Annotated in this window: 23 protein-coding genes, 4 tRNA genes and 1 pseudogene; 5 read left to right on the plus strand and 23 right to left on the minus strand. The window is 67.3% G+C overall.

Annotated elements, in window-relative coordinates; translation table 11 throughout:
* The 5 genes from ACLQ6X_RS10800 to ACLQ6X_RS10820 form a co-directional block, all read right to left on the minus strand.
* Positions 1 to 913 (minus strand): alanine--tRNA ligase-related protein (locus ACLQ6X_RS10800; protein WP_411700170.1); only part of this gene is annotated, 913 nt, incomplete at its 3' end.
* A 66-nt stretch (positions 914 to 979) separates the two neighbouring features.
* Positions 980 to 1,174 (minus strand): hypothetical protein, encoded by a 195-nt coding sequence (locus tag ACLQ6X_RS10805; protein WP_411700171.1) that lies wholly within the window; start codon positions 1,172 to 1,174, stop codon positions 980 to 982.
* A 29-nt stretch (positions 1,175 to 1,203) separates the two neighbouring features.
* Positions 1,204 to 1,578 carry a DUF948 domain-containing protein gene (locus ACLQ6X_RS10810; protein ID WP_411700172.1) on the minus strand — a complete coding sequence of 125 codons (375 nt, stop codon included), beginning with the start codon at positions 1,576 to 1,578 and terminating at the stop codon, positions 1,204 to 1,206.
* 158 nt (positions 1,579 to 1,736) lie between these two features.
* Positions 1,737 to 2,366 (minus strand): 30S ribosomal protein S4, encoded by a 630-nt coding sequence (rpsD, locus tag ACLQ6X_RS10815; protein ID WP_411700173.1) that lies wholly within the window; start codon positions 2,364 to 2,366, stop codon positions 1,737 to 1,739.
* A 236-nt stretch (positions 2,367 to 2,602) separates the two neighbouring features.
* On the minus strand, positions 2,603 to 4,033 hold the full coding sequence (locus ACLQ6X_RS10820) for a replication-associated recombination protein A (RefSeq protein WP_411700174.1): 1,431 nt from the start codon (positions 4,031 to 4,033) through the stop codon (positions 2,603 to 2,605).
* Positions 4,034 to 4,137: 104 nt separating this feature from the next.
* Between ACLQ6X_RS10820 and ACLQ6X_RS10825 the strand changes: the two genes are divergently transcribed.
* The 3 genes from ACLQ6X_RS10825 (at position 4,138) to ACLQ6X_RS10835 (ending at position 6,882) form a co-directional block, all read left to right on the plus strand.
* A complete protein-coding gene (locus tag ACLQ6X_RS10825; protein WP_411700175.1) occupies positions 4,138 to 4,917 on the plus strand; it encodes a peptidylprolyl isomerase in 780 nt (259 codons plus the stop codon).
* A gap of 94 nt (positions 4,918 to 5,011) precedes the next feature.
* Positions 5,012 to 6,244 carry a DUF349 domain-containing protein gene (locus ACLQ6X_RS10830; protein ID WP_411700176.1) on the plus strand — a complete coding sequence of 411 codons (1,233 nt, stop codon included), beginning with the start codon at positions 5,012 to 5,014 and terminating at the stop codon, positions 6,242 to 6,244.
* 92 nt (positions 6,245 to 6,336) lie between these two features.
* Positions 6,337 to 6,882 (plus strand): type IV toxin-antitoxin system AbiEi family antitoxin, encoded by a 546-nt coding sequence (locus tag ACLQ6X_RS10835; protein WP_411700177.1) that lies wholly within the window; start codon positions 6,337 to 6,339, stop codon positions 6,880 to 6,882.
* Here the strand turns inward: ACLQ6X_RS10835 and ACLQ6X_RS10840 are convergent.
* From ACLQ6X_RS10840 to ACLQ6X_RS10915, 16 genes are all read right to left on the minus strand, one after another.
* The gene (locus ACLQ6X_RS10840; protein WP_411700178.1) at positions 6,879 to 9,131 is read right to left on the minus strand and encodes a RelA/SpoT family protein; all 2,253 of its coding nucleotides are present in this window, start codon (positions 9,129 to 9,131) and stop codon (positions 6,879 to 6,881) included. The two genes, ACLQ6X_RS10835 and ACLQ6X_RS10840, sit on opposite strands and share 4 nt — an antisense overlap.
* Before the next feature lie 31 nt (positions 9,132 to 9,162).
* Entirely contained in the window at positions 9,163 to 10,197 is a 1,035-nt protein-coding gene (gene secF / locus ACLQ6X_RS10845; RefSeq protein WP_411700179.1) for a protein translocase subunit SecF, read from the minus strand.
* Positions 10,197 to 11,927 carry a protein translocase subunit SecD gene (gene secD / locus ACLQ6X_RS10850; protein WP_411700180.1) on the minus strand — a complete coding sequence of 577 codons (1,731 nt, stop codon included), beginning with the start codon at positions 11,925 to 11,927 and terminating at the stop codon, positions 10,197 to 10,199. The genes secF and secD overlap by 1 nt, the downstream gene beginning before the upstream one ends.
* 88 nt (positions 11,928 to 12,015) lie before the next feature.
* Positions 12,016 to 12,531, minus strand: a complete 516-nt coding sequence (locus tag ACLQ6X_RS10855; RefSeq protein WP_411700181.1) for a preprotein translocase subunit YajC — start codon at positions 12,529 to 12,531, stop codon at positions 12,016 to 12,018.
* Positions 12,532 to 12,601: 70 nt separating this feature from the next.
* Complete coding sequence (gene ruvB, locus ACLQ6X_RS10860; protein WP_411700182.1) at positions 12,602 to 13,630, minus strand: Holliday junction branch migration DNA helicase RuvB; 1,029 nt, start codon at positions 13,628 to 13,630, stop codon at positions 12,602 to 12,604.
* On the minus strand, positions 13,627 to 14,241 hold the full coding sequence (gene ruvA / locus ACLQ6X_RS10865; RefSeq protein WP_411700183.1) for a Holliday junction branch migration protein RuvA: 615 nt from the start codon (positions 14,239 to 14,241) through the stop codon (positions 13,627 to 13,629). Before ruvA ends, ruvB begins: the two co-directional genes overlap by 4 nt.
* The gene (ruvC, locus tag ACLQ6X_RS10870; RefSeq protein ID WP_411700184.1) at positions 14,238 to 14,846 is read right to left on the minus strand and encodes a crossover junction endodeoxyribonuclease RuvC; all 609 of its coding nucleotides are present in this window, start codon (positions 14,844 to 14,846) and stop codon (positions 14,238 to 14,240) included. Before ruvC ends, ruvA begins: the two co-directional genes overlap by 4 nt.
* 6 nt (positions 14,847 to 14,852) lie before the next feature.
* On the minus strand, positions 14,853 to 15,611 hold the full coding sequence (locus ACLQ6X_RS10875) for a YebC/PmpR family DNA-binding transcriptional regulator (RefSeq protein WP_411700185.1): 759 nt from the start codon (positions 15,609 to 15,611) through the stop codon (positions 14,853 to 14,855).
* A 44-nt stretch (positions 15,612 to 15,655) separates the two neighbouring features.
* Positions 15,656 to 16,258 (minus strand): hypothetical protein, encoded by a 603-nt coding sequence (locus ACLQ6X_RS10880; protein ID WP_411700186.1) that lies wholly within the window; start codon positions 16,256 to 16,258, stop codon positions 15,656 to 15,658.
* Positions 16,259 to 16,278: 20 nt separating this feature from the next.
* Positions 16,279 to 16,875, minus strand: coding sequence for a pyridoxal 5'-phosphate synthase glutaminase subunit PdxT (gene pdxT / locus ACLQ6X_RS10885; protein ID WP_411700187.1), 597 nt, complete (start codon positions 16,873 to 16,875; stop codon positions 16,279 to 16,281).
* A gap of 12 nt (positions 16,876 to 16,887) precedes the next feature.
* Positions 16,888 to 17,790 carry a pyridoxal 5'-phosphate synthase lyase subunit PdxS gene (gene pdxS / locus ACLQ6X_RS10890; protein ID WP_411700188.1) on the minus strand — a complete coding sequence of 301 codons (903 nt, stop codon included), beginning with the start codon at positions 17,788 to 17,790 and terminating at the stop codon, positions 16,888 to 16,890.
* Positions 17,791 to 17,829: 39 nt separating this feature from the next.
* Complete coding sequence (locus ACLQ6X_RS10895; protein ID WP_411700189.1) at positions 17,830 to 18,387, minus strand: HIT family protein; 558 nt, start codon at positions 18,385 to 18,387, stop codon at positions 17,830 to 17,832.
* Positions 18,387 to 20,366, minus strand: a complete 1,980-nt coding sequence (gene thrS, locus ACLQ6X_RS10900) for a threonine--tRNA ligase (RefSeq protein ID WP_411700190.1) — start codon at positions 20,364 to 20,366, stop codon at positions 18,387 to 18,389. The genes ACLQ6X_RS10895 and thrS overlap by 1 nt, the downstream gene beginning before the upstream one ends.
* A 471-nt stretch (positions 20,367 to 20,837) precedes the next feature.
* Positions 20,838 to 20,909, minus strand: a tRNA-Val gene (locus ACLQ6X_RS10905).
* 25 nt (positions 20,910 to 20,934) lie between these two features.
* A tRNA-Cys gene (locus ACLQ6X_RS10910) sits at positions 20,935 to 21,005 on the minus strand.
* A 41-nt stretch (positions 21,006 to 21,046) separates the two neighbouring features.
* A tRNA-Gly gene (locus ACLQ6X_RS10915) sits at positions 21,047 to 21,118 on the minus strand.
* Between the two features lie 269 nt (positions 21,119 to 21,387).
* Here ACLQ6X_RS10915 and ACLQ6X_RS10920 point away from each other — a divergent pair.
* Both ACLQ6X_RS10920 and ACLQ6X_RS10925 read left to right on the plus strand, forming a co-directional pair.
* Positions 21,388 to 21,460 (plus strand) — tRNA-Val (locus tag ACLQ6X_RS10920).
* Between the two features lie 71 nt (positions 21,461 to 21,531).
* Entirely contained in the window at positions 21,532 to 22,323 is a 792-nt protein-coding gene (locus ACLQ6X_RS10925; RefSeq protein WP_411700191.1) for an EI24 domain-containing protein, read from the plus strand.
* Here ACLQ6X_RS10925 and ACLQ6X_RS10930 read toward each other — a convergent pair.
* Both ACLQ6X_RS10930 and ACLQ6X_RS10935 read right to left on the minus strand, forming a co-directional pair.
* Entirely contained in the window at positions 22,307 to 23,086 is a 780-nt protein-coding gene (locus ACLQ6X_RS10930; protein WP_411700192.1) for an amino acid ABC transporter ATP-binding protein, read from the minus strand. The genes ACLQ6X_RS10925 and ACLQ6X_RS10930 overlap by 17 nt on opposite strands.
* Positions 23,073 to 23,188, minus strand: a pseudogene (locus tag ACLQ6X_RS10935) (amino acid ABC transporter permease); the annotation flags it as partial. The gene ACLQ6X_RS10930 and the pseudogene ACLQ6X_RS10935, both read right to left, overlap by 14 nt.

Below are 23,188 nucleotides of genomic sequence, written 5' to 3' on the forward strand. Positions count from 1 at the left end.
CCTCGTTGCCGGGCGTGACGCCGTCCCCGATGAGCATCAGCCCGCTGCGCACGTGGTCGGCGACGACCCGCAGCCGGACGTCGTCTGCGTGACCGTCCTGCCCACCCCGGCCGTAGGTGACCCCCGCCAGCTCGGCCGCGCGGCGCAGCACCGGAGCAACCTCGTCGATCTCATACATGTTGTCGACGCCCTGCAGCAGGTAGGCCACCCGCTCCAGGCCCATGCCGGTGTCGATGTTCTTCTTGGGCAGCTCCCCGAGGATCTCGAAGTTTTTGCCGCTGCCCTCCCCGCGCAGGTACTGCATGAAGACGAGGTTCCAGATTTCGACGTAGCGGTCGTCGTCGGTGGCGGGGCCGCCGTCGCGGCCGTAGGCGGGTCCGCGGTCGAAGAAGATCTCCGAGCAGGGGCCGGCGGGGCCGGGCTGGCCGGTCGACCAGTAGTTCGTGTCCATGTCGAGACGCTGGATGCGCTCGTCGGGAAGTCCCGCGGTGTTCTTCCAGTAGCGGATCGCTTCTTCGTCGTCTTTGTAGACCGTGACCCAGAGGTCTTTCTCGTCGAACCCGAGACCGCCGTCGGACTCCGACGAGGTGAGCAGCTCCCAGGCGTACTCGATCGCCTGCTCCTTGAAGTAGTCGCCGAACGAGAAGTTGCCGTTCATCTGGAAGAACGTGCCGTGGCGGGGGGTCTTGCCGACCTCTTCGATGTCGAGGGTGCGGATGCACTTCTGCACGCTCGTCGCGCGCGGGTAGGGCGCCGGCACCAGCCCGGTGAGATAGGGCACGAAAGGAACCATGCCGGCCACCGTGAACAGCAGCGTGGGATCTTCGCTCACCAGCGAGGCGGAGGGCACAACGGTGTGACCGCGGTCTCCGAAGTAGGTGAGCCAGCGGCGTTGAATTTCTGCGGTCTGCATGGAGTCCTGAAACTAGAAGAGCCGGCCGCTCGGGCCGGTCGAGGTGGCGAGTGGGGAGTGAGGGGTCTAGTTGATGTCGTCGATAGCGGCGCGGAGTTCGGCCTCGCGCTGCTTGTAGCCGTCGACCACGGCGTCGCTGAAGTCGTGCGCCTTGGCGTTCACGTCGTCGAAGAACTTCTTGCCGCCGCTGGTCTTGGCGATCTGGTGAGCCGCTACGAAACCGACGGCCACGCCGACGACGAGCCACAGTACTTTTTTCACGGGTTTCTCCCTAGAGGTCGGTGTTCAGCTTACTTCTTCGCCCGTCGGCGCCCCGTGCCGGGGAGCCCGCCGAACGCCGCACGAACGCCCGCGGAGAAGGCCGCGACCTTGATGAGCGGCCCGCCGACCGATGCCGCGAAGAGCGACACGAGAGCGGTCAGGTTGCCCGTGGTCTCGGCGATGTCGCCGGTGATCGTGTCGAGGCGGCCGAGCTGCTTGTTCGATTCGCTGATCGTCGTCGTCGCCTCTTCGAGCAGCGGTGTGACGTTCTCTCCGAGCTCGCGGATCGCCTTGCTCGTCTCGTCGAATACGCGGCCGAGCTTTACGAGCGGCACGGCCAGCAGGCCCACGAGGATCGCGAAGATGCCTGCCGCGATGAGGCCAGCGATGTCTCCACCAGTCATTGTGATTCTCCTTGTGCTCGTGGCAGTGCGCCGACATTTACCCTAACGGGAGAAGCCAGCACCCGTCGTCGCAGTGCACCGGCCCCGGCACATCCGAGGGGTCGAAAAAGGGGCCGTGGCATAAGCCACGGCCCCTTCTCGGATACGTATCCGAATACTTAGCGAGCTGCGTAGTACTCGACGACGAGCTGGACTTCACACGTCACGGGAACTTCGATGCGCTTCGGGCGACGCACGAGGCGCGCCTGCAGCTTGTCGAGCTCGACCTCGAGGTACGGGGGAAGCTTCGGCAGGAGGTCGACGTGACCGCCGGCTGCTGCGACCTGGAACGGCTCGAGGCCTTCGCTCTTCACGTGCACGTGCACGAGCTGGCCGGGCTTGACGCGGAACGACGGGCGGTCGACGCGCTGGCCGTCGACCAGGATGTGGCGGTGGACGATCAGCTGGCGGGCCTGAGCGGTCGTACGGGCGATCGCCGAACGAACGAGGATCGCGTCGAGACGCATCTCGAGCTGCTCGACCAGGTTCTCACCGGTCAGGCCGGCGGCACGACGTGCCTCTTCGAACTGGATCTTGAGCTGGGCCTCGCGGATGCCGTACTGGGCGCGCAGACGCTGCTTCTCGCGAAGACGGACGGCGTAGTCGCTGTCCTGCTTGCGCTTCGTGCGGCCGTGCTCACCCGGAGCGTACGGACGCTTCTCGAGGTACTTGGCGGCCTTCGGCGTGAGGGCGATGCCCAGCGCGCGCGACAGGCGGGTCTTGCTACGGGTACGTGACTTAGTAGACACAGTGTCCTTTTCTAGATAAATCCAACGTGGAAAACCGGCTGCTCGCGAACACGCATGCGCGCGCAAAACAGAACCGATGAAAGTAGAGGGATTTGCCGCGGAGACCGGTCGGCTACAGACCAGATGCTCCTTGACCGAGAGTCCGCAGCAGCCGTGCGCGGACAATCGATATCAGGCGGGGTCAAGATTAGCACAGACCATCGTTGGCCGAGCGTGCCGAAGCCCGGCGCGCCGGCTCATTTGCCGCGGATGATGCGGCGCAGCTTCGCCCAGCGCGCGAACACCTCACGCTCGTTGCCGTGTTCGGTCGGCTCGTAGTACTTTGCGCCGAGCAGTTCGGTCGGCGGGTACTGCTGCTGCACCACTCCGATGTCGTAGTCGTGCGGGTAGAGGTAGCCCTTGCCGTGCCCGAGCTTCTTCGCACCCGCGTAGTGCGCGTCGCGGATGGGTTTCGGCACGCGGCCGATCTTGCCGGCCCGCACGTCGGCGATGGCCTTGTCGATGCCGATGTACGACGCGGGCGACTTCGGCGCGGTCGCGAGGTAGACGACCGCCTGCGCGAGCGGGATGCGGCCCTCGGGCATGCCGATGAACTGCACGGCGTCGGCAGCGGCGACCGCGATTACGAGCGCCTGCGGGTCGGCGAGCCCGATGTCTTCGGAGGCGCTGATGATGATGCGGCGGGCGATGAACCGGGGGTCTTCGCCCGCCTCGATCATGCGCGCGAGATAGTGCAGAGCGGCGTCGGCGTCGGAACCGCGGATCGACTTGATGAACGCGCTGATGACGTCGTAGTGCTCGTCGCCCTGTCGGTCGTAGCGCAGAAGCGCGCGGTCGACGGCCCTCGACACCGTGTCGCCGGTGACGACGGGCAGTTCTGCCGGCGGTGTCGCGGTGTCGTCCGTGGCATCCGTCTCGTCTTCGTCGTCTTCGTCTTCGTCTTCGAGCGAGGCCGTCTCGCGGTCGTATTGCTGCTGCGCGGCGACGGACTCCCCCGAGGCACTGAGTGCGGATGCCTCGAGTGCGGTGAGCGCGCGCCTCGCGTCGCCGGAAGCGAGTCGGATGATCGCCTCGCGCCCGCTGGGGTCGAGCACCACGGTGCCGTCGAGGCCGCGCGGGTCGGACACCGCCCGGTCGATGACCGCCCCGAGGTCGTCGTCGGTGAGCTGTTCGAGCGTGAGCAGGAGCGACCGGGAGAGCAGCGGCGAGATAACCGAGAACGACGGGTTCTCGGTCGTGGCGGCCACCAGGATGACCCACCCGTTCTCTACGCCGGGCAGCAGGGCGTCTTGCTGCGCCTTGGTGAATCGGTGGATCTCGTCGAGGAAGAGAACGGTCGAGATGCCGTAGAGGTCGCGTCGGGAAAGCGCCTCCTCCATCACCTGACGCACGTCGCGCACACCGGCGGTGACGGCCGAGAGCTCGACGAAGTTACGGCCCGAGCTGTGGGCGACGAGCTTCGCGAGGGTCGTCTTGCCGGTTCCGGGAGGACCCCACAGGATGATCGAGACCGAGCCCTGCTCGCCCGACTTGTCGGTGGCGAGGCTGACGAGCGGCGAACCGGGGCGCAGCAGGTGGCGCTGGCCGGCTACCTCGTCGAGCGAGGTGGGGCGCATACGCACCGCGAGAGGGGTCGCCCCGCTGCGAAGTCCTGGCTGGGCACTCATGTAGGCAATGCTAACCGCGGCGGGTGACACGCATTTGGCCGGTGAACGCTCGCCACCGTAAAGTTCAGGGGGCATCCGGCCGTCGAGCGTTCTCTGGAGGAACTGTGGCTTCGAACAAAAACCAGGAACGCGAGGCGCGCGAACGCCTGAAGCTCTACAACGCCCGGCAGGGTGTGCACGAGCACCGGGTGAAGCGCCGCCGCCGCGACAACATCATCGCCGTTCTCGGGGCACTCGTGGTCATCGCCCTCGCGGCCGCGACGCAGATCTTCTACTTCTCCGCGGGCCCCGGCGTGCCCGAGGCGACGCCGAGCGCGAGCGCGACCCCGGAGGCGACCGGCGAGAACGTCGGCGACGTCCCCGACGCGGACACAGCAGAGTCGCGCGCCTGGACCGGCGAGCTGACGCTCAACGACATCCCGCTCGGCATCACCCTCGACGGCGCCCTCGCGCCCCAGGCTGCCGCGTCGCTCATCGGCGACATCCAGAACGGCTACCTCGTGGGCAAGACCTGCCACCGCCTGGCCGACAGCGACGGATTCAAGGTGCTGCAGTGCGGCTCGCTCGACGGCACGGGCGCCACCGATGCATCCTATTCTTTCGGTCCGATCGAGAACGCGCCGGCCGACGACGTCTACCCGACCGGAACCATCGCGATGGCCCGCGTCGGCGACGACGCCTACAGCAACGGCCACCAGTTCTTCATCGTCTTCGGCGACACCACCATCCCGTCGGACACGGCGGGCGGCTACACCGTCGTCGGCCAGGTGACGAGCGGACTCGACGCTCTGCAGTCCGGCGTTATCGACGCGGGCATCGCCGATGGTGCCGCCGACGGCGCCCCGGTCGTCGCCACGACGATTACCGCCGCGACAATCCAATAACAACCGTTCCCGCATCTTTGCGCACTATGCGAGTGGCATAGGCTGGAACATGGTCAGTCAGCAGCTACTGGCACGAGAAGCAAGGTGAAATCACGTGGCATCAAACGATCAGGCTCCCTGGGGACGCGTTGACGAGACAGGCACTGTCTACGTCCGCGAGGAATCAGGCGAACGCGCCGTAGGGCAGTACCCCGACGGCAGCCCAGAAGAAGCACTCGCGTACTTCGAGCGCAAGTACGTCGAACTGGCCGGCCAGGTGACGCTGCTCGAACAGCGCACCAAGCGCGCCGCTTCGGCTGCCGACGTCTCGAAGGCCGTCAAAGCCCTCTCGTCGACGATCGCCACGGCCAACGCCGTGGGCGACCTCGCCTCGCTGCAGCGCCGCCTCGAAGCCCTCAGCGGCACCGTGAGCGAGCTGACCGAGAAGCAGAACGAAGAGAGCAAGGCCGCCGTCACCGCGGCGATCGCGGAGCGTACCGCCCTCGTCGTCGAGGCCGAGACACTCGCCGCGCAGGATCCGGCCAAGGCCCAGTGGAAGCAGGTGACCGCGGCCATCGACGAGATCTTCGCGCGCTGGCAGAAGCACCAGGCCGACGGCCCGCGTCTGCCGAAGAACGAGAGCAACGAGCTGTGGAAGCGATTCCGTGCGGCCCGTTCGACGATCGACACGCACCGCAAGGCATTCTTCTCCGAACTCGACGCCGTGCACCGCGACGCTCGCACGCGCAAGCAGGAGCTCGTCGAGAAGGCCGAAGCCCTCGTGAGCAAGGGTGTAGACGGCATTCCCGCCTACCGCGGCCTGCTCGACGAGTGGAAGCTCGCGGGTCGCGCCGGCAAGAAGCTCGACGACTCGCTCTGGGCGAAGTTCAAGGCCGCGGGCGACGAGCTCTACTCGGCCAAGTCCGAGGTGGAAGCCGTCGACAACGTCGAGTTCGAGGCGAACCTCGCCCTCAAGCTCGAACTGCTCGAAGAGGCCGAGCCCCTGCTCACCGCCACCGACCGCGTGAAAGCCAAAGAGGCCCTCACGTCGGTGCAGCGCCGCTGGGACAAGATCGGCAAGGTTCCTCGCGACAAGGTCAAGACCGTCGACGACCGCCTGCGCAAGGTCGAGGCCGCCGTGCGCAAGCTCGACGACGACCACTGGCAGAAGAGCAACCCCGAGAAGCAGGCACGCTCCGAGGGCCTTGCGAGCCAGCTACAGGATGCCATCGCGAAGCTCGAGCGGGAACTCGCCGACGCGAAGACCAGCGGAGACAAGAAGAAGATCGCGGACGCGCAGGAAGCGCTGGACGCCCGCAAGCTCTGGCTGGGTGCGATCAAGAACTAGCAGCGAAACGGCCGCGATTTCCACAGACGGCACAACCGCACCGATCGAGAGAACGGGGGCGAGTCGGCACTAACCGGTAGCACTATCGGTCTATGGCCAGACTCGCCCCCGTTCTGCATGCGGGAGACCTCCCCCTGGCAGAGCTCTGCGCCGCCCGGCTCGACGGCGAACTCTTCGGCGTCGACGAGGCCTTCCTCCCGATCGACGTCGCAACGGGCGCCATTGCCCGGGCCAAGGCCGCCGGCCGGTTCTGGCCCGGGCGACTTATCGCCGAGCGCGCCACCGCGGCGTGGATCTGGGGAGCGACGGTCGACCCGCCCGCCCGACACCAGCTCTGCACCAGCAAAGACGCCCGCGCCAGGCCGCCCGTTCCGGCGCGCAGCACCGTTCGCGAGGTGACGATCGCCCCCGACGAGTACGCGCGGGTCGCGGCGCTGCGGGTCACCACGCCCCTGCGCACCGTCGTCGATCTGGCGCGCTTCGGTGCCGAGTACACCGACGCCGACCGCGAGATCACGCTGACGCTGGCCCGCCTCGACGGCCTGACGCTGACGGACTGCCGCGAGGCGCTCGACAGGAGGCGCAACCTGCCGGCGAAGAAGCTCGCCTGGTCGCGCCTGCTGACGGTGTTCGGCTAGCCCGAGTTGACCCGGTATACGTCGTAGACGGCGTCGATGCGGCGAACCGCGTTGAGCACGCGGTCGAGGTGCGTCGTGTCGCCCATCTCGAACACGAACCGCGAGATCGCGAGCCGCTGATTCGAGGTGGACACGGTCGCGGAGAGGATATTGACGTGGTTCTCGCTGAGCACCCTGGTCACGTCGGAGAGCAGCCCCGATCGGTCGAGCGCCTCCACCTGGATCTGCACGAGGAACAGGCTCTTCGACGACGGCGCCCACTCCACGTCGATCATGCGCTCGGGCTCGGTCATGAGCTCTTTCACGTTCTTGCAGTCGGCGCGGTGCACCGAGACACCCGCACCGCGCGTGACGAAGCCGACGATGGTGTCGCCGGGCACCGGCGTGCAGCACTTGGCGAGCTTGACCAGGATGTCGGGCGCACCGCGCACGAGTACGCCGGAGTCGGCGTTACGCATCTTGCTCGAACGGCGCTGCGAGGCGAAAGTGACCTCGGAGTCTTCGTTGTCGACCTCGGTGGCGATCGCGGCGAGAACCTTCTCGATCACCGACTGGGTCGAGACGTGCCCCTCGCCGACGGCGGCGTAGAGCGCCGACACGTCTTCGTAGCGCATCTGGGCCGCTACGTCGTTGAACGAGTCCTGGCTCATCAGCTTCTGCAGCGGGAGGTTCTGCTTGCGCATGGCCCGGGCGATCGCATCGCGGCCCTGCTCGATGGCCTCGTCGCGGCGTTCCTTGGTGAACCAGCCCCGGATCTTGCTGCGCGCGCGGGGGGACTTGACGAAGTTCAGCCAGTCCTGGCTCGGCCCGGAATCGGGGTTCTTCGAGGTGAACACCTCGACCGAGTCGCCGCTGTGCAGTTCGCTCTCCAGTGGAACGAGACGTCCGTTGACCTTGGCGCCCATCGTGCGATGGCCGATCTCGGTGTGCACGGCGTAGGCGAAGTCGACGGGGGTCGCCCCGGCGGGCAGCCCGATGACCTTGCCCTTCGGCGTGAAGACATAGACCTCTTTGGCGCCGATCTCGAAACGGAGGGAGTCGAGGAACTCGTCGGGGTCGCTCGTCTCGGCTTCCCAGTCGGAGATGTGCGCGAGCCAGGCCATGTCGCCATCGTCCTGCAGCGCGGTGGAGGCACCGCGGCCGCCGTTCACCCGCTCCTTGTACTTCCAGTGCGCCGCGACACCGAACTCGGCCCGCTGGTGCATCTCCTGGGTGCGGATCTGGATCTCGACCGGGCGGCCCTGCGGCCCGATGACCGTGGTGTGCAGCGACTGGTACAGGTTGAACTTCGGCGTCGCGATGTAGTCCTTGAACCGGCCCGGGATCGGGTTCCAGCGCGCGTGGATCGACCCGAGCACGGCGTAGCAGTCGCGCACCGAGTTGACGAGCACACGGATGCCGACGAGGTCGTAGATCTCGTCAAACTCGCGGCCCCGCACGATCATCTTCTGGTAGATCGAGTAGTACTGCTTGGGGCGTCCCGCGACGGAGCCCTTGATCTTCGACGCCTTGAGGTCGTCGTTGACCGACTCGATGACCTGCTGCACGAACTCCTCGCGCTGCGGGGTGCGCTGACGCACAAGGCTCTCGATCTCCACGTAGAGCTTGGGGTAGAGCACAGAGAACGAGAGGTCTTCGAGCTCCCACTTGATGGTCTGGATTCCGAGACGGTGCGCGAGGGGCGCGTAGATCTCGAGGGTCTCCTTCGCCTTGCGGGTAGCGGTCTCCTCGCTCACGAAACCCCACGTGCGCGCGTTGTGCAGCCGGTCGGCGAGCTTGATCACCAGCACGCGGATGTCCTTCGACATCGCGACGACCATCTTCCGGACGGTCTCGGCCTGAGCGCTGTCGCCGTACTTCAGCTTGTCGAGCTTGGTGACACCGTCGACGAGCATGGCGATCTCTTCGCCGAAGTCGTGCCGCAGGGTCTCCAAGGCGTAGTCGGTGTCTTCCACCGTGTCGTGCAGAAGTGCCGCGGCGATGGTCTTAGACCCGATGCCCAGGTCGGCGAGGATCTGCGCGACCGCCACCGGATGGGTGATGTACGGCTCGCCGCTGCGCCGCTTCTGCCCGCGGTGCGCCAGCTCCGCCGCGGCATATGCGCGCTCGATCAGCGCGATGTCGGCCTTGGGGTGGTGCAGGCGCACCGTCTTGATGAGGCGGTCGACCGCCCCGGCCGGCTGGGCCCGGGAGAAGATCCTCGGAATCAGGCTGCGCAAAGACGCCGTGGTGTTGGATGTCTCGGTCATGCGCGCCTCATTCGCCAATCGTAGTCGCGCGTTAGCTAGCCGTCTCGACCGTGCTGACCGGCGTCTTCACGCTGGCCGCGCGGGCCGTCTGCAGACGCTTGGTCTGCTTCAGGATGGCGGGCTCGTTCTCGCGCAGCTGCGCGTAGAGCGGAGCCGCGATGAAGATGGTCGAGTACGTGCCGATCAGGATGCCGATGAAGAGCGACAGCGCGATGTCGCGCAGCGTCCCGGCCCCGAGCACGACGGCTCCGATGAAGAGGATCGCGCCGACGGGCAGCGCGGCGACGACGCCGGTGTTGATGGAGCGCACGAGCGTCTGGTTCACCGCGAGGTTGACGGATTCGCCGAAGGTGCGGCTCGACGCCGGACCGTCTTCGGCCGTGTTCTCCCGGATCTTGTCGAAGACCACCACGGTGTCGTAGAGCGAGTAGCCGAGGATGGTGAGGAATCCGATCACGGCCGACGGCGTGATCTCGAACCCGAGGATGCCGTACACACCCGCGGTGATGATGATGTCGTGCAGCAGCGAGACGATCGCCGCGACGGACATCTTCCAGGTGCGGAAGTAGAGCGCCATCACGATCGCGGCGAGGATGATGAACACCACGAGGGCGCGCATCGCCGACGTCGTGATGTCGGCGCCCCACGACGGGCCGATGAACGACGCGGTCACCTGGGTGGCCGGCACGTCGAAGGTCTCCGCCAGGGCGCCCGCGAGCGTGTCGGACTCCTCCTGCGTGAGCTGTTCGGTCTGCACGCGGATACCGCTGTCCCCGACCGTCGTCACGCGAGGCGAAGCATCCGGGACTATGGATTCGACGGTGGCCGTCGCCGTGTCCTGGTTCACGATCGGGTCGCTGTCGAGGTTCTCGATCTCGGAGACCTGGAACTCGGATCCGCCCCGGAACTCGATGCCGAAGACGAAGCCGCCGCGGAGGGCCGGACCGACGATCGACGCGAGGATCATAACCGCGGCGATGATGTACCAGATGCGGCGCTTGCCGACGAAGTTGAACGACCGCTCCCCCGTGTAGAGGTCATTGCCGAACTTGGCGAAGCCGCCCATCAGGAGTCCTTCCGATCAACGTTGCTATCGCTCGAGGTCCCGGCGAGTTCTGCGGCCTTGCGTTCTGCGATCGTCTGGCGGCGGGCCGCTTCCTTGGCCGCACCGGTCTTCGACGTCGCGGGAGTCGGGGCACGGAACTGCGCGCGACCCCGGTAGACCGCGCCGAGCGCGTTCGGGTCGAGCCCGCTCATCGGGTGGCCCGAGGAGAAGTACTTGGTGGTGGCGAGCAGCTGCAGCACGGGGTGGGTGAAGAGCACGACGATGATGACGTCGATGATCGTCGTGACACCCAGTGTCAGGGCGAACCCGCGCACGTTGCCCACCGCGAGGATGAACAGCACGACGGCGGAGAGCAGGTTGACGGCCTTGGCGGCGAAGATCGTGCGTAGCGCGCGCTTCCAGCCCGCCTCGACGGCCGAGACCAGCGCTCGCCCGTCACGCAGTTCGTCGCGGATGCGCTCGAAGTAGACGATGAACGAGTCGGCGGTGAATCCGATGGCGACGATGAGTCCCGCGACACCGGCGAGCGACAGTCGGTAGCCCTCGCGCCACGACATGATCACGATCACGAAGTAGGTGACGATCGCCGCGACCACGAGCGACGCGACGGTCACGAGGCCGAGCAGCCGGTACTGGAAGAGCGAGTAGGCGAACACCAGGATGAGGCCGATGAGACCGGCGATGAGGCCGCTCTGCAGCTGCGACGACCCGAGCGTCGACGAGATGACCTCGGAGCTCTGTACCTCGAAGCCGATCGGCAGCGCGCCGAACTTCAACTGGTCGGCGAGCGTCTTGGCCGTCTCCTGGTCGAACGACCCGCTGATCTGCGGCTTGCCGTCGGTGATCGCCGCGTTCGTCGACGGCGCCGAGATGACCCGGCCGTCGAGCACGATCGCGAACTGGTTGCGGGCGTCTCCGACGCCGTAGCCGAAGAGGCGCGTCGTCACGTCGGCGAACTGATCGGTGCCTTCGGCGTTGAACACTATGTTCACGCCCCACGCGCCGGTGCTGACGCCCTGGCTGTTCATCACCAGGCCGCTGGTCGCGTCGCTGATGGTCGAGCCGGCGACCTCGGTCGGGCCGAGGATGTACTTGTACACGCCGGTGGAGTCACACGTGACGAGCGGCTGATCCGCGGGGGCGACGTTGGCGCCCTCCGCATCGAGGTTGGCGCAGTCGAAGTTGGTGTACTGGTCGGCGAGTGCCGGCGTGATCCAGTTGGTGTCGCTCGCGTCGGTGGGTGAGACGCTCGGCGTCGATTCGAGCGAGGGGCTGGCCGCGTCGGTCGGCGTGGGCGTCGCGGTCGACCCGTCTTCACCGACGGCGGCCGTGGCGGCCGCCTCGGTGGCGAGCACGGGACGGAACTCGAGCTTGGCCGACGACTGGATGCGGTCGAGTGTGGCCTTGTCGGGGGTTCCCGGAATGGAGACGACGACGTTCTGGTCGCCCTGCGTCGTGATCTCCGCCTCGGAGACACCGCTCGCGTCGATGCGGTCTCGGATGATCGACACGGCCTGGGTGAGCTGGTCGGGCGTAACCTCCTGCCCGTCTTCGAGCTGCGGGGCGAGGATGATCTGCGTGCCGCCCTCGAGGTCGAGCGCCAGCTTCGGCGTCCAGGACCACCCGGCAAAGGCGACGCCAGCACCGTTGATGCCCACTAGCAGAGCGATGATGACGGTGAGCCAGGCCAGCGAACGCCAGGCCTTCTTTACCGGGGTGGTTCTTGCCACGTACGGACTCAGCTTTCTATGGAGGCGCGAAGTTGCGCCTGACACTCAGATGGCGCCCTCGCGGACGCCATCACCCCAAGGGTAGTTGTTACTCGTCGACCTTCTTGCTGGAGGCCCGACGAACGGGCTTCGTGGCCGGCTTGTCGTCGGCGGAAGGCTCTTCGACGACGGGCTCGACGACGATGATCTCCTCGGCGTGCTTGTCGGTCGGCTCGGCGAGCTCGCCGAACTCGGGGTTCGCGGCCTTCTCGCGGGCCTCGGCCTCACGGTTCGCGATCTCCATGGCCTCTTCGACCGAGCGAGGCTCGCCCGTGCTGACACCGCTGACGGTCGAGTCGGCCTCGGTGACTACCTTCGCGAGGGTCTGTCGGTGCACCCGCACGATGTTGCCGGGAGAGACCTCGAGCTCGGCGACGTTGCTGACCTCGTCGACGGAGACGAGAGTTCCGAAGAGTCCGAAGTTCGTCATGACCTCGACGCCGGGAACGATCTGCGACTTGAGCTCTTCCTGCTTGGCCTTGTTCTTGCGGCTGTTGCGGAAGGCGTAGATGACGAAGAGCGCCAGCACTACGACCAGGGCGATGTTTAGGAAGGTGTCGTTCATGGGAAAACCTCTCGGAGAGCATGTGGGGCCGGGTCAGTCAAAGGGAGTGACGCTAGGGGGCCACCAAGAATTATAGGTCATCCCCGAAGAGGCCTTCGCTGTGCTTGCTCAGGCCGAAGTGCTTCCAGGCCTCGCGTGTCGCGACACGGCCGCGCGGGGTGCGAATGAGGAGTCCGATACGCACGAGGAAGGGCTCGACGACCGCCTCGATGGTCTCGGCCTCTTCGCCGACGGATACGGCCAGGGTGTTGAGACCTACCGGTCCCCCGTCGAACCTGTTCAGCACGATGTTCATCACCGCGCGGTCGAGCCGGTCTAGGCCGAGCTCGTCGACGTCGTACAGCTCGAGAGCCGCGTTCACCGCGTCGATTCCGGCTCCCTCGCCCGTGACGATGGCGTAGTCGCGCACGCGGCGCAGCAGCCGGTTGGCGATGCGCGGGGTTCCGCGGCTGCGCCCGGCGATCTCGGCGAGGGCGGGACGCTCGATGTCGAGCTGCAACATCTGTGCCGCCCGCACCAGCACCAGCTCGAGTTCGCTCGACTCGTAGAACTCGAGGTGGGCGGTGAAACCGAACCGGTCGCGCAACGGATTCGGCAGCATGCCCGAGCGGGTGGTCGCGCCCACGAGGGTGAACGGGGCGAGGTCGAGCGGGATCGAGGTCGCGCCCGCGCCCTTCCCCACCATGATGTCGATGCGGAAGTCTTCCATCGCCAGGTACAGCATCTCCTCGGCGGAGCGCGCCATGCGGTGGATCTCGTCGATGAACAGCACCTCGCCGGGAACGAGCGAGGAGAGAACGGCCGCGAGGTCTCCGGCGTGCTGGATGGCGGGACCACTCGACATGCGAAGCGGACGTCCGCTCTCGTGCGCGACGATCATCGCGAGGGTGGTCTTGCCGAGGCCGGGAGGCCCGGCGAACAGGATGTGGTCCGCCGTGCGTCCCTGCATCGAGGCGGCCTGCAGCAGCAGCTGCAGCTGACCGCGCACCTTCTGCTGGCCGACGAACTCGGCGAGCGACTGCGGACGCAGCGCGCCCTCGAAGGCGAGTTCGGCATCCGACTCCGGTTCGAGGCTGATGATGTCGTCGGCGGGGGTCACTTCTTCGCCGCCTGCTGCGGGCCGAGCTGGGCGAGGGCGATGCGCAGCAGGCTCGGCATGGTCTCGCGTTCGAGGTCGGTGGCGACGAGCATCGCCTCGTCGACCGCGACGATGGCGGTGCGCTCGGGCCAACCGAGGCCCATGAGCGCCAGCATCACGCTGTCGCGCACGGGCGTCGCGGCCGGGTTCGCCGCGGCACGCGCCTGGGGCACGACGACGAGCTTGCCCGCGAGCGAGACCACGATGAGCTTCGCGGTCTTCGGCCCGATGCCCGATACCTTGCGGAATGCTCCGTCGTCTTCGGCGGCGATAGCGCGCGCGATCTCGTTCGGGTCGAGGGCTGCCAGCACACCCATTGCGCTGCGCGGCCCGACTCCGGTGACGCTGCGCAGCAGGTCGAACACGGCGAGCTCGTCGGCGTCGGCGAACCCGTAGAGGCTGAGGTCGTCTTCGCGCACGATGAGCGTGGTGCGTAGAGCGGCCTCGTGCCCGACGCGCAGGCCGAGCGCCTGCTGCGGGGTCACCTGCACGGCGAGGCCCACTCCCCCGACCTCGATGACCGCGGTGGAACCCTGGGCTGCGAGCACTGTGCCTCGCACGGAAGAAATCATGCTCCCAGCCTACGTTTGGCCGCCGACTCGGCCGCGCGCCACGCGCTCTGCGCGGGAGTGAGGAGCCCGGATGCCGCGGCGCCCGCCTGCACGGACCCGGCCTCCGCGCGGCTCGCAGCCGTCGGCACGCCACCGCGCCACGCGTGGCAGATAGCCAGGGCGAGCGCGTCGGCGGCGTCCGCGGGTTTCGGCACGTCGTCGAGCCCGAGGATCTTGGCGACCATCAGCCCGACCTGCGCCTTCTCGGCCGAACCGTAGCCGGTCACGGCAGCCTTCACCTCGCTCGGGGTGTGCAGGCCGACCGTCAGACCGCGTGAGGCGGCCATGTGCATGGCGACCCCGCTGGCCTGCGCCGTTCCCATAACGGTGCGCAGGTTGTGCTGCGCGAACACCCGCTCGAGGGCGACGGCGTGCGGGGCGTGCTCGTCGATGAGCTCGGCCAGCTGGGTGCCGATCGCGAGGAGGCGCTGTTCGAGCGGCATCTCCGGCGGGGTGCGGATGACCCCGTAGTGCACCAGCGACGCTTTGCGCGTCGACGTGACATCCACCACACCGACGCCGCACCGGGTCAAGCCTGGGTCGATGCCCAGCACCCGGAGCGACATCGGTTTCTAGTCTTCGTCCAGCTGGGCCTGGACCTCGGGAGTGATCTCGAAGTTGGCGAAGATGTTCTGCACGTCGTCGGAATCTTCGAGTGCGTCGATGAGGCGGAAGATCTTGCGGGCGGTCTCGGCGTCGACCTCGATGGTGAGGTTGGGCACGAACTCGAGCTCCGAGGAGTCGTAGTCGATGCCGGCGTCCTGCAGCGCCTTGCGCGAGGAGACGAGGTGCGACGGGTCGGTGATGACCTCGAAGCCGCCGCCGTGGTTCTTCACTTCTTCGGCTCCGGCGTCGAGCACCGCCTCGAGGATGCCGTCTTCGCTGACACCGTCGGTGGCGGCGATCGAGATGACGCCCTTGCGGTTGAAGTTGTAGGCGACGCTGCCCGGGTCGGCCAGGGCCGCACCGTTGCGCGTCATGATGGCGCGCACGTCGGCAGCGGCACGGTTCTTGTTGTCGGTGAGGCACTCGATGAGCATCGCGACACCGTTGGCTCCGTAGCCTTCGTAGATGATCGTCGTGTACTCGACGGACTCGCCGCTGAGCCCGGCGCCGCGCTTGACGGCACGGTCGATGTTGTCGTTGGGCACCGAGGTCTTCTTGGCCTTCTGGATGGCGTCGACCAGAGTCGGGTTACCCGAGAGGTCTGCACCGCCCATCTTGGCTGCGACTTCGATGTTCTTGATGAGTTTGGCGAACGACTTTGCACGGCGCGAATCGGTGATCGCCTTCTTGTGCTTGGTGGTTGCCCATTTGGAGTGGCCTGACATGGTGAATATTCTAACCAACCGGGGCAGGCGGGGCCGCCATATCCTCAGGTGAGCCGCACTCCCGACGACTTGAGTTCGAGCGCGGCCAGCGACCGCATCACCGTTTCATCGCCGCGCCGCCAGGCCGCCATCGGGTCGGCGTCGATCGCACCCAAGGTGGTGAGCCGCTGCGTCGTCAGCGCCCGCAGGGCGAGCAGGTCGATGCCGGCGCCGGCCGAGACGAGCCGCCGCGCGTTTGCCGCCCGGCGCGCGAACCGCACGCGCGGCAGCAGCCACAGCACGAGGATCGCGAGAACGGGCAGCACGGCGATGCCCAGCCCGAGACCGAGGGCGAGATTCTGCACCGCCACCTGCTGGCTGGCGCCGGCCGCCTCGAGCGTCGCGCCGGCGTCGCTCGCGTTGTCGAACGGGCCGCGGATGCCGCCGCCGATGAGGGGCACTCCCCCGAGATTCTCGCCCACGTCGGTCATCGTCTCGCGGAAACCGGCCCCGGCCTGCTCCATCTGCACGCCGAAATCGGTGAGCCCGATCACGAGCGAGTGCACGAACAGGCCGAGCCAGACCCACGCGGCCATGAAGGCCACGGCGAGCAGGTCGACGGTGATCTGACGGGAGCGTTGGGGACCAAAGTCTGAGTAGAACTTCATAGGCCCACTGTCGCACGCGGTCAGCCCCTGGCGCGCACCCTGTCGACGAAGTACTCGTGGAACCGCGTCTCGCCGGTGATCTCCGGGTGGAACGACGTGCCGAGCAGGTTGCCCTGCTCGATGGCGACGATGCGCCCGTCGTCGAGCGCCGACAGCACGGTCACGCCCTCGCCCACCTTCTCGACGACCGGGGCGCGGATGAACACCGCGTGCACGGGCGGGTCGCCGAGCACCGGCACGTCGAGGTCGGTCTCGAACGAGTCGAGCTGCGACCCGAAGGCGTTGCGCCGCACGACCACGTCGAAGCCGCCGATAGTCTGCTGGCCGTCGATCGAGTCGCGCACGGAGTCGGCGAGCATGATCAGCCCCGCGCAGGTTCCGTACACGGGCAGACCGGATGCCACGGCCGCCTTGAGCGGTTCGGCAAGACCGAACAGGCGGCTGAGCTTGTCCATCACCGTCGACTCGCCGCCCGGAATGACCAGCCCCGCCACGCGCTCGAGATCGTCGGGGCGGCGAACGGAGACGGCGTCGACCCCGAGCCCGGCGAACACCGCCAGGTGCTCGCGGAAGTCGCCCTGCAGTGCCAGAACGCCTATCGGCCGGTCATTGCCCACGCGCAGCGGTGCCTACCAGCCGCGTTCGGCGAGACGGTGCGGCGCCGCGAGGTCGGACACGTTGATGCCGACCATGGCCTCGCCGAGTCCGCGCGACGCGTCGGCGATCACGGCCGGGTCGTCGAAGAACGTCGTGGCGCGAACGATGGCGGCTGCGCGCTTGGCGGGGTCGCCCGACTTGAAGATTCCGGAACCGACGAACACGCCGTCGGCACCGAGCTGCATCATCAGGGCGGCATCGGCGGGGGTCGCGACTCCTCCGGCGGTGAAGAGCACCACCGGGAGCTTTCCGGTGCGGGCGATCTCGAGCACGAGGTCGTAGGGCGCCTGCAGCTCCTTCGCGGCGACGTAGAGCTCGTCGTGGGTCTTGGCCGACAGCGCGGCGATCTCGCCCTTGATGGTGCGGATGTGCTTCGTCGCCTCGGAGACGTCGCCGGTTCCGGCCTCGCCCTTCGAGCGGATCATGGCCGCGCCCTCGGTGATGCGGCGCAGCGCCTCGCCCAGGTTGGTGGCGCCGCAGACGAACGGCACGACGAACTTCCACTTGTCGATGTGGTTGACGTAGTCGGCGGGGCTGAGCACCTCGGACTCGTCGATGTAGTCGACCTTGAGGGCCTCGAGCACCTGCGCCTCGACGAAGTGGCCGATGCGGGCCTTGGCCATCACGGGGATGGAGACGGCGGAGATGATGCCGTCGATGAGGTCGGGATCGCTCATGCGGGCGACGCCGCCCTGCGAACGGATGTCGGCGGGAACGCGCTCGAGCGCCATGACGGCGACGGCGCCGGCGTCCTCGGCGATCTTCGCCTGCTCGGCGTTGACGACGTCCATGATGACGCCGCCCTTCAGCATCTCGGCGAGTCCACGCTTGACGCGGCTGGTGCCCTGCTGGTCTGTCGTTTCGCTAGTGCTCATGGTCCTAATTCTACTGGTGCTGTGGAGGGGTGGTGCGGCTCACGCGGGCCACGCGGCGGCGACCTCGGCCCGCACGTCGCCGAGCAGCCGGGGCAGCGCCTTGCTGCCGGCGATGATCGGGAAGAAGTTCGAGTCGTGCGCCCAACGGGGAACGATGTGCTGGTGCAGGTGGTCGGCGATACCGGCACCGGCCAACTGGCCCTGGTTCATGCCGATGTTGAACCCGCTCGCCCCCGAAGTCGCGGTGAGCACGCGCATCGCCGTCTGGGTGAGGCTCGCGATCTCGGCGACCTCGGCGTCGGTCGCCTCGTCGTAGGTCGACACGTGGCGGTACGGGCACACGAGCAGATGGCCGCTGTTATACGGGAAGAGGTTGAGCAGCACGAACGCATGCTCTCCGCGCGCCACGATGAGCGCCTGCTCGTCGCCCAGGCTCGGCGCGACGCAGAACGGGCAGGAGTCTTTCGCCGGCTGCTGACCGCTCTCGATGTACGCGATGCGGTGCGGGGTCCACAGCCGCTGGAAGGCGTCGGGAACCGCGGCGAAACCGTCGAGAGACTCGACGTCCTCGTACTCGGTCCCGTCGTAGTCCTTCATCAGACCTGCGCCTTGGTGCGGATCGACTCGAGGATGCGCTCGACGGCCTCGTCGACGGGGATGCCGTTCTCCTGGTGTCCGTCGCGGAAGCGGAAGCTGACGGCGTTGTTCGCACGGTCGTCTTCGCCGGCGATCAGCTGGAACGGGATCTTCTGCAGCGTGGCGTTGCGGATCTTCTTGGGCATGCGGTCGCTCGACGAGTCGAGCTCCACGCGCACGCCGTGCGACTTGAGCTTCGCGAGAACCTCCCAGAGGTAGTCCTCGTACTGCTCGGCCACGGGGATTCCGATGACCTGCACGGGCGACAGCCAGACCGGGAACGCGCCGGCGTAGTGCTCGAGAAGGATCGCGAAGAAACGCTCGATCGAGCCGAGCAGGGCACGGTGGATCATCACCGGCTGCTGGCGCGTACCGTCGGACGCGGTGAACTCGAGGTCGAACAGCTCGGGCTGGTTGAAGTCGAGCTGCACGGTCGAGAGCTGCCAGGTGCGGCCGATCGCGTCACGCGCCTGCACCGAGATCTTGGGGCCGTAGAACGCGGCACCGCCCGGGTCGGCGACGAGCTCGAGACCGGAGGCCTCGGCCACCTCGCGCAGGGTGTCGGTCGCGATCTCCCACTGCGCGTCGGTGCCGACCGACTTCGCGGGGTCGCGCGTCGACAGTTCGAGATAGAAGTCGGTGAGCCCGTAGCCGCGCAGGGTCTCGAAGACGAACTCGAGCTGGCTCGCGACCTCCTCTTTCACCTGGTCCTGGGTCACGTAGATGTGGGCGTCGTCCTGGGTGAGCCCACGCACGCGCGTGAGGCCCTGCAGGGTGCCGCTCTTCTCGTAGCGGTACACGGTGCCGAACTCGGCGAGCCGCAACGGCAGCTCGCGGTAGCTGCGACCGCGCGCCTTGAAGATCAGGTTGTGCATCGGGCAGTTCATGGGCTTCAGGTAGTAGTCCTGGCCCTGGCGCGTCACGTTGCCCTCGGCGTCGACCTCTTCGTCGAGGTGCATGGGCGGGAACATTCCCTCGCGGTACCAGTTGAGGTGCTGGCTGGTCTCGAACAGGTGGCCCTTGGTGATGTGCGGGGTGTTGACGAGGTCGTAGCCGTTGGCGAGCAGGCGCTCGCGCATGTAGTTCTCGATCTCGGCGCGGATGATGCCGCCCTTGGGGTGGAAGACCGCGAGGCCCGAGCCGATCTCCTCGGGGAAGGAGAACAGGTCGAGCTCCTGGCCGAGCTTGCGGTGGTCGCGCTTGGCGGCCTCCTCCAGCCGGGACTGGTAGGCGCGCAGCTCGTCCTTGGTCGCCCACGCGGTGCCGTAGATGCGCTGCAGCTGCTTGTTCTTCTCCGAGCCGCGCCAGTAGGCCGCGGCCGTGCGCTGCAGCGACCAGCCGTTGCCGATGAGCCGGGTCGACGGCAGGTGCGGGCCGCGGCACAGGTCGCTCCAGTAGACCTCGCCGGTCTTGGCGTCGACGTTGTCGTAGATCGTGAGCTCGGCGCCGCCTACCTCGACATTCTCGTTGTCCGCGCCCAGCTCAATGCCCTCGGCCGCGCCGTCGGCACCGCCCTTGAGGCCGATGAGCTCGAGCTTGTAGGGCTCGCCCGCTAGTTCTGCGCGAGCCGCGTCATCCGTCACCACCCGGCGCTGGAAGCGCTGGCCCTGCTTGATGATGCGCTCCATCGCCTTGTCGATCGCCTTCACGTCTTCGGGGGTGAAGGGCGTTTCGACGTCGAAGTCGTAGTAGAAACCGTCGGTGACGGGCGGGCCGATGCCGAGCTTCGCCTCGGGGTTGATCGACTGCACGGCCTGCGCCATGACGTGCGCGGCGGAGTGGCGCAGGATGTTCAGACCGTCGGGGCTCGTGATGTCGACCGGCTCGACCGTGTCGGACTCGCTGACGGTGCTCGCCAGGTCCCTCAGCTCGCCATTGACGCGCATAGCAACGATGCTGCGCTCGGTGAACAGGTCGAATCCGGTTTTCAGGTCAGTCATTCTGACAACTTTAGTGCCGCCGCGGAGCCCCTCCTGCCCGCCCTGTCCTGGCCCTGCACCGCCCTCGCCCCTCTCGCAACTCAGGCAGAAAGGGCGGGGCGGATGCCCCGGGTGCGGAAAACCGCGGCCCTCGCGTTGCGGGCGCCGCGGCATCCGAGAATCTGCCTGAGTTGCGAGACGTAGGGCGCGTGGTGTTCATGATTCAGGATGATCGACCGGTCGGGCCCCCATCCGTGTAACGGCGGGGCCGAACAGCGACCGGGCGCGATCCGTCCGGAATCACGAACGCCCACCTCTCGCAACTCAGGCAGAAAGGGCGGGGCGGATGCCCGGGGTGCGGAAAACCGCGGCCCTCGCGTCGCGGGCGCCGCGGCATCCGAGAATCTGCCTGAGTTGCGAGACGTAGGGCGCGGGCTCGGCGAGCGGGTTAAACAGAAAAGGCCCCGAACTCGTCGGGGCCCATTCTTCGTGTGAGCGATACTGGGATCGAACCAGCGACCTCTTCCGTGTCAGGGAAGCGCGCTACCGCTGCGCCAATCGCTCATGCTTTATTCGGTTATATCTTACGAGGTGAAGACGGGATTCGAACCCGTGTAGACGGCTTTGCAGGCCGCTGCCTAGCCTCTCGGCCACTCCACCAGAGGCGGGAAAGCCTCCGGCGGACCGACTGCTCCCACTCGAGCGGATGACGAGATTCGAACTCGCGACCCCAACCTTGGCAAGGTTGTGCGCTACCACTGCGCCACATCCGCATTTGCGCGCATTTCTGCGTGCTTTGAAACTATAACCAATAGATTCTCGTCGCGCGAATCCACGACACGCGTACCGGCTCAGATTACGCGGGTGAACGCAGAGTTTCCAGCGAACTCGAGGCGAATAACGACCGAATAAAAGTTTCGGCGCGTTCAATCCCGTGATTTCCGGCCGGATATGCAAGACGATCCGACGGCGCGGGCGTGCGCGCGAGGTGCCCGTAAAACCCGATATGATCGTTGTCGCTGGTGCTCAAACGCCGGCATGAGGGCGATTGGCGCAGTTGGTAGCGCGCTTCGTTCACACCGAAGAGGTCATCGGTTCGAGTCCGGTATCGCCCACCCTCACCGAAGGCCCGAGATCGATGCGATCCCGGGCCTTTTTCTTTGCCGTGCTCCTTTACGATGAGCGCATGCCCCAGCCGTCTCAGCCCCGCCCCGGATTCCTCTCCCGCTACTTCGGGGGCGTGCGGCTGCTCGGTTCGGGGCTCAGAATGTGGCTTACCGACCCGCGCATCATGCTTATGGGCGCCATCCCCGCGCTCATCGTGACGGCCGTCTACCTCGCGGGCATCGTCGCGCTGGCGAGCAACATCGACGGGCTCGCCGTCTGGGCCACACCCTTCGCCGACGACTGGGACGAGACCGGCCGCACGGTCGTGCGCGCGGTAGCCTCCCTCGCGATGCTCGCCGCGGCGCTGCTCGTGTTCGTGTACACCTTCGCGGCGATCACCCTCGCCATCGGCAGCCCGTTCTACGAGAAGATCTCGCGCAAGGTCGAAGAGCGCCTGGGCGGCATCGACTCCCCCGTCGAGGTGCCCTTCTGGCGCGGCGCGGGCCGCGGGCTGGTCGACGCGGTGCGCATCCTCGCGACCACCCTCACGGTGGCCGTCGTGCTCCTGGTGCTCGGGTTCATCCCCGTGATCGGGCAGACGGTCGTGCCCGTGCTCGGAGCGACCGCGGGCGGCTGGCTGCTCGCACTGGAGCTCACCGGCTTCTCGTTCGAGGCGCGCGGCCTCGACGGCACGGCCAAGCGCCGCGCCCTCGGCGTCGACCGGGCACGCACGCTCGGCTTCGGCATGGCCACCTACCTCGTGTTCTTCATCCCGTTCGCCGCCGTCATCATCATGCCGGCGGCGGTGGCCGGCGGCACGATGCTCGCGCGCTCTGCGACGGCCGCGCGGGAGGTCAGCCCAGCGGGTTGAGAATGCGGTGCAGGAACTGCTTCGTGCGTTCCTCGCGCGGTGCGACCAGGATCTGCGACGGCGCCCCGCGTTCCACCACGACACCGCCGTCCATGAACACCACCTCGGTGGCGACCTGTCGCGCGAAGGCCAGCTCGTGGGTCACGACGACCATCGTCCAGCCCTCGTCGGCGAGTTCCTTGATCACGGCGAGCACGTCGCCGACCAGTTCGGGGTCGAGCGCGGAGGTCGGCTCGTCGAACAGCAGCAGGTCGGGCTTGAGCGCCAGGGCTCGCACGATTCCCACGCGCTGCTGCTGCCCGCCGGACAGCTCGAAGGGATAGCTGTCGCGCTTGTCGAGCAGCCCCACCCGGTCGAGCAGGCGCTCGGCGTCGGCGGTCGCCACGGACACGGCGACCTTCTGCACCTGCACCGGACCCTCGATGATGTTCTCGATCACCGTCTTGTGCGGGAAGAGGTTGTAATGCTGGAACACCATGGCCGAACGGTCGCGCAGCGCGAGCAGGTCGCGCTTCGACACGGTCTGGCCGAAGTCGACGCTCAGGCCGCTGGCGAACGCGACCGTGCCGCCGTCGGGCACGGCGAGGGCGTTGAGGCTGCGCAGAACGGTGGTCTTGCCCGACCCCGACGGGCCGATGAGCGCCACGACCTCGCCGCGGCGCACCTCGAAATCGATGCCCTGCAGAACCTCGTTGTCGCCGAAGGACTTGCGGAGGCCCCGCACGGACACGAGCGGCTGCGCGGCCGGATCAGTGGGCGACATAGCGGTCCAATCTCTTCTCGAGCACGTTCTGGCCGCTCGACAGCACGAGGCAGATCAGCCAGTAGATGAGCGCCGCCTCGAGGTAGAGCAGCATGAACTCGT

Origin of the sequence: Conyzicola sp. (genome assembly GCF_046714715.1) — a bacterium.
Taxonomy (GTDB): domain Bacteria; phylum Actinomycetota; class Actinomycetes; order Actinomycetales; family Microbacteriaceae; genus Conyzicola.

Bases quoted from the DNA above. Each gene is read 5' to 3' on its own strand.
- ACLQ6X_RS10810 (WP_411700172.1), bottom strand. From the start codon at position 1,578: ATGACTGGTGGAGACATCGCTGGCCTCATCGCGGCAGGCATCTTCGCG.
- ACLQ6X_RS10820 (WP_411700174.1), bottom strand. From the start codon at position 4,033: ATGAGTGCCCAGCCAGGACTTCGCAGCGGGGCGACCCCTCTCGCGGTG.
- ACLQ6X_RS10835 (WP_411700177.1), top strand. From the start codon at position 6,337: ATGGCCAGACTCGCCCCCGTTCTGCATGCGGGAGACCTCCCCCTGGCA.
- ACLQ6X_RS10840 (WP_411700178.1), bottom strand. From the start codon at position 9,131: ATGACCGAGACATCCAACACCACGGCGTCTTTGCGCAGCCTGATTCCG.
- secF (WP_411700179.1), bottom strand. From the start codon at position 10,197: ATGGGCGGCTTCGCCAAGTTCGGCAATGACCTCTACACGGGGGAGCGG.
- ACLQ6X_RS10855 (WP_411700181.1), bottom strand. From the start codon at position 12,531: ATGAACGACACCTTCCTAAACATCGCCCTGGTCGTAGTGCTGGCGCTC.
- ruvA (WP_411700183.1), bottom strand. From the start codon at position 14,241: ATGATTTCTTCCGTGCGAGGCACAGTGCTCGCAGCCCAGGGTTCCACC.
- ruvC (WP_411700184.1), bottom strand. From the start codon at position 14,846: ATGTCGCTCCGGGTGCTGGGCATCGACCCAGGCTTGACCCGGTGCGGC.
- ACLQ6X_RS10875 (WP_411700185.1), bottom strand. From the start codon at position 15,611: ATGTCAGGCCACTCCAAATGGGCAACCACCAAGCACAAGAAGGCGATC.
- ACLQ6X_RS10880 (WP_411700186.1), bottom strand. From the start codon at position 16,258: ATGAAGTTCTACTCAGACTTTGGTCCCCAACGCTCCCGTCAGATCACC.
- pdxS (WP_411700188.1), bottom strand. From the start codon at position 17,790: ATGAGCACTAGCGAAACGACAGACCAGCAGGGCACCAGCCGCGTCAAG.
- ACLQ6X_RS10895 (WP_411700189.1), bottom strand. From the start codon at position 18,387: ATGAAGGACTACGACGGGACCGAGTACGAGGACGTCGAGTCTCTCGAC.
- thrS (WP_411700190.1), bottom strand. From the start codon at position 20,366: ATGACTGACCTGAAAACCGGATTCGACCTGTTCACCGAGCGCAGCATC.
- ACLQ6X_RS10925 (WP_411700191.1), top strand. From the start codon at position 21,532: ATGCCCCAGCCGTCTCAGCCCCGCCCCGGATTCCTCTCCCGCTACTTC.
- ACLQ6X_RS10930 (WP_411700192.1), bottom strand. From the start codon at position 23,086: ATGTCGCCCACTGATCCGGCCGCGCAGCCGCTCGTGTCCGTGCGGGGC.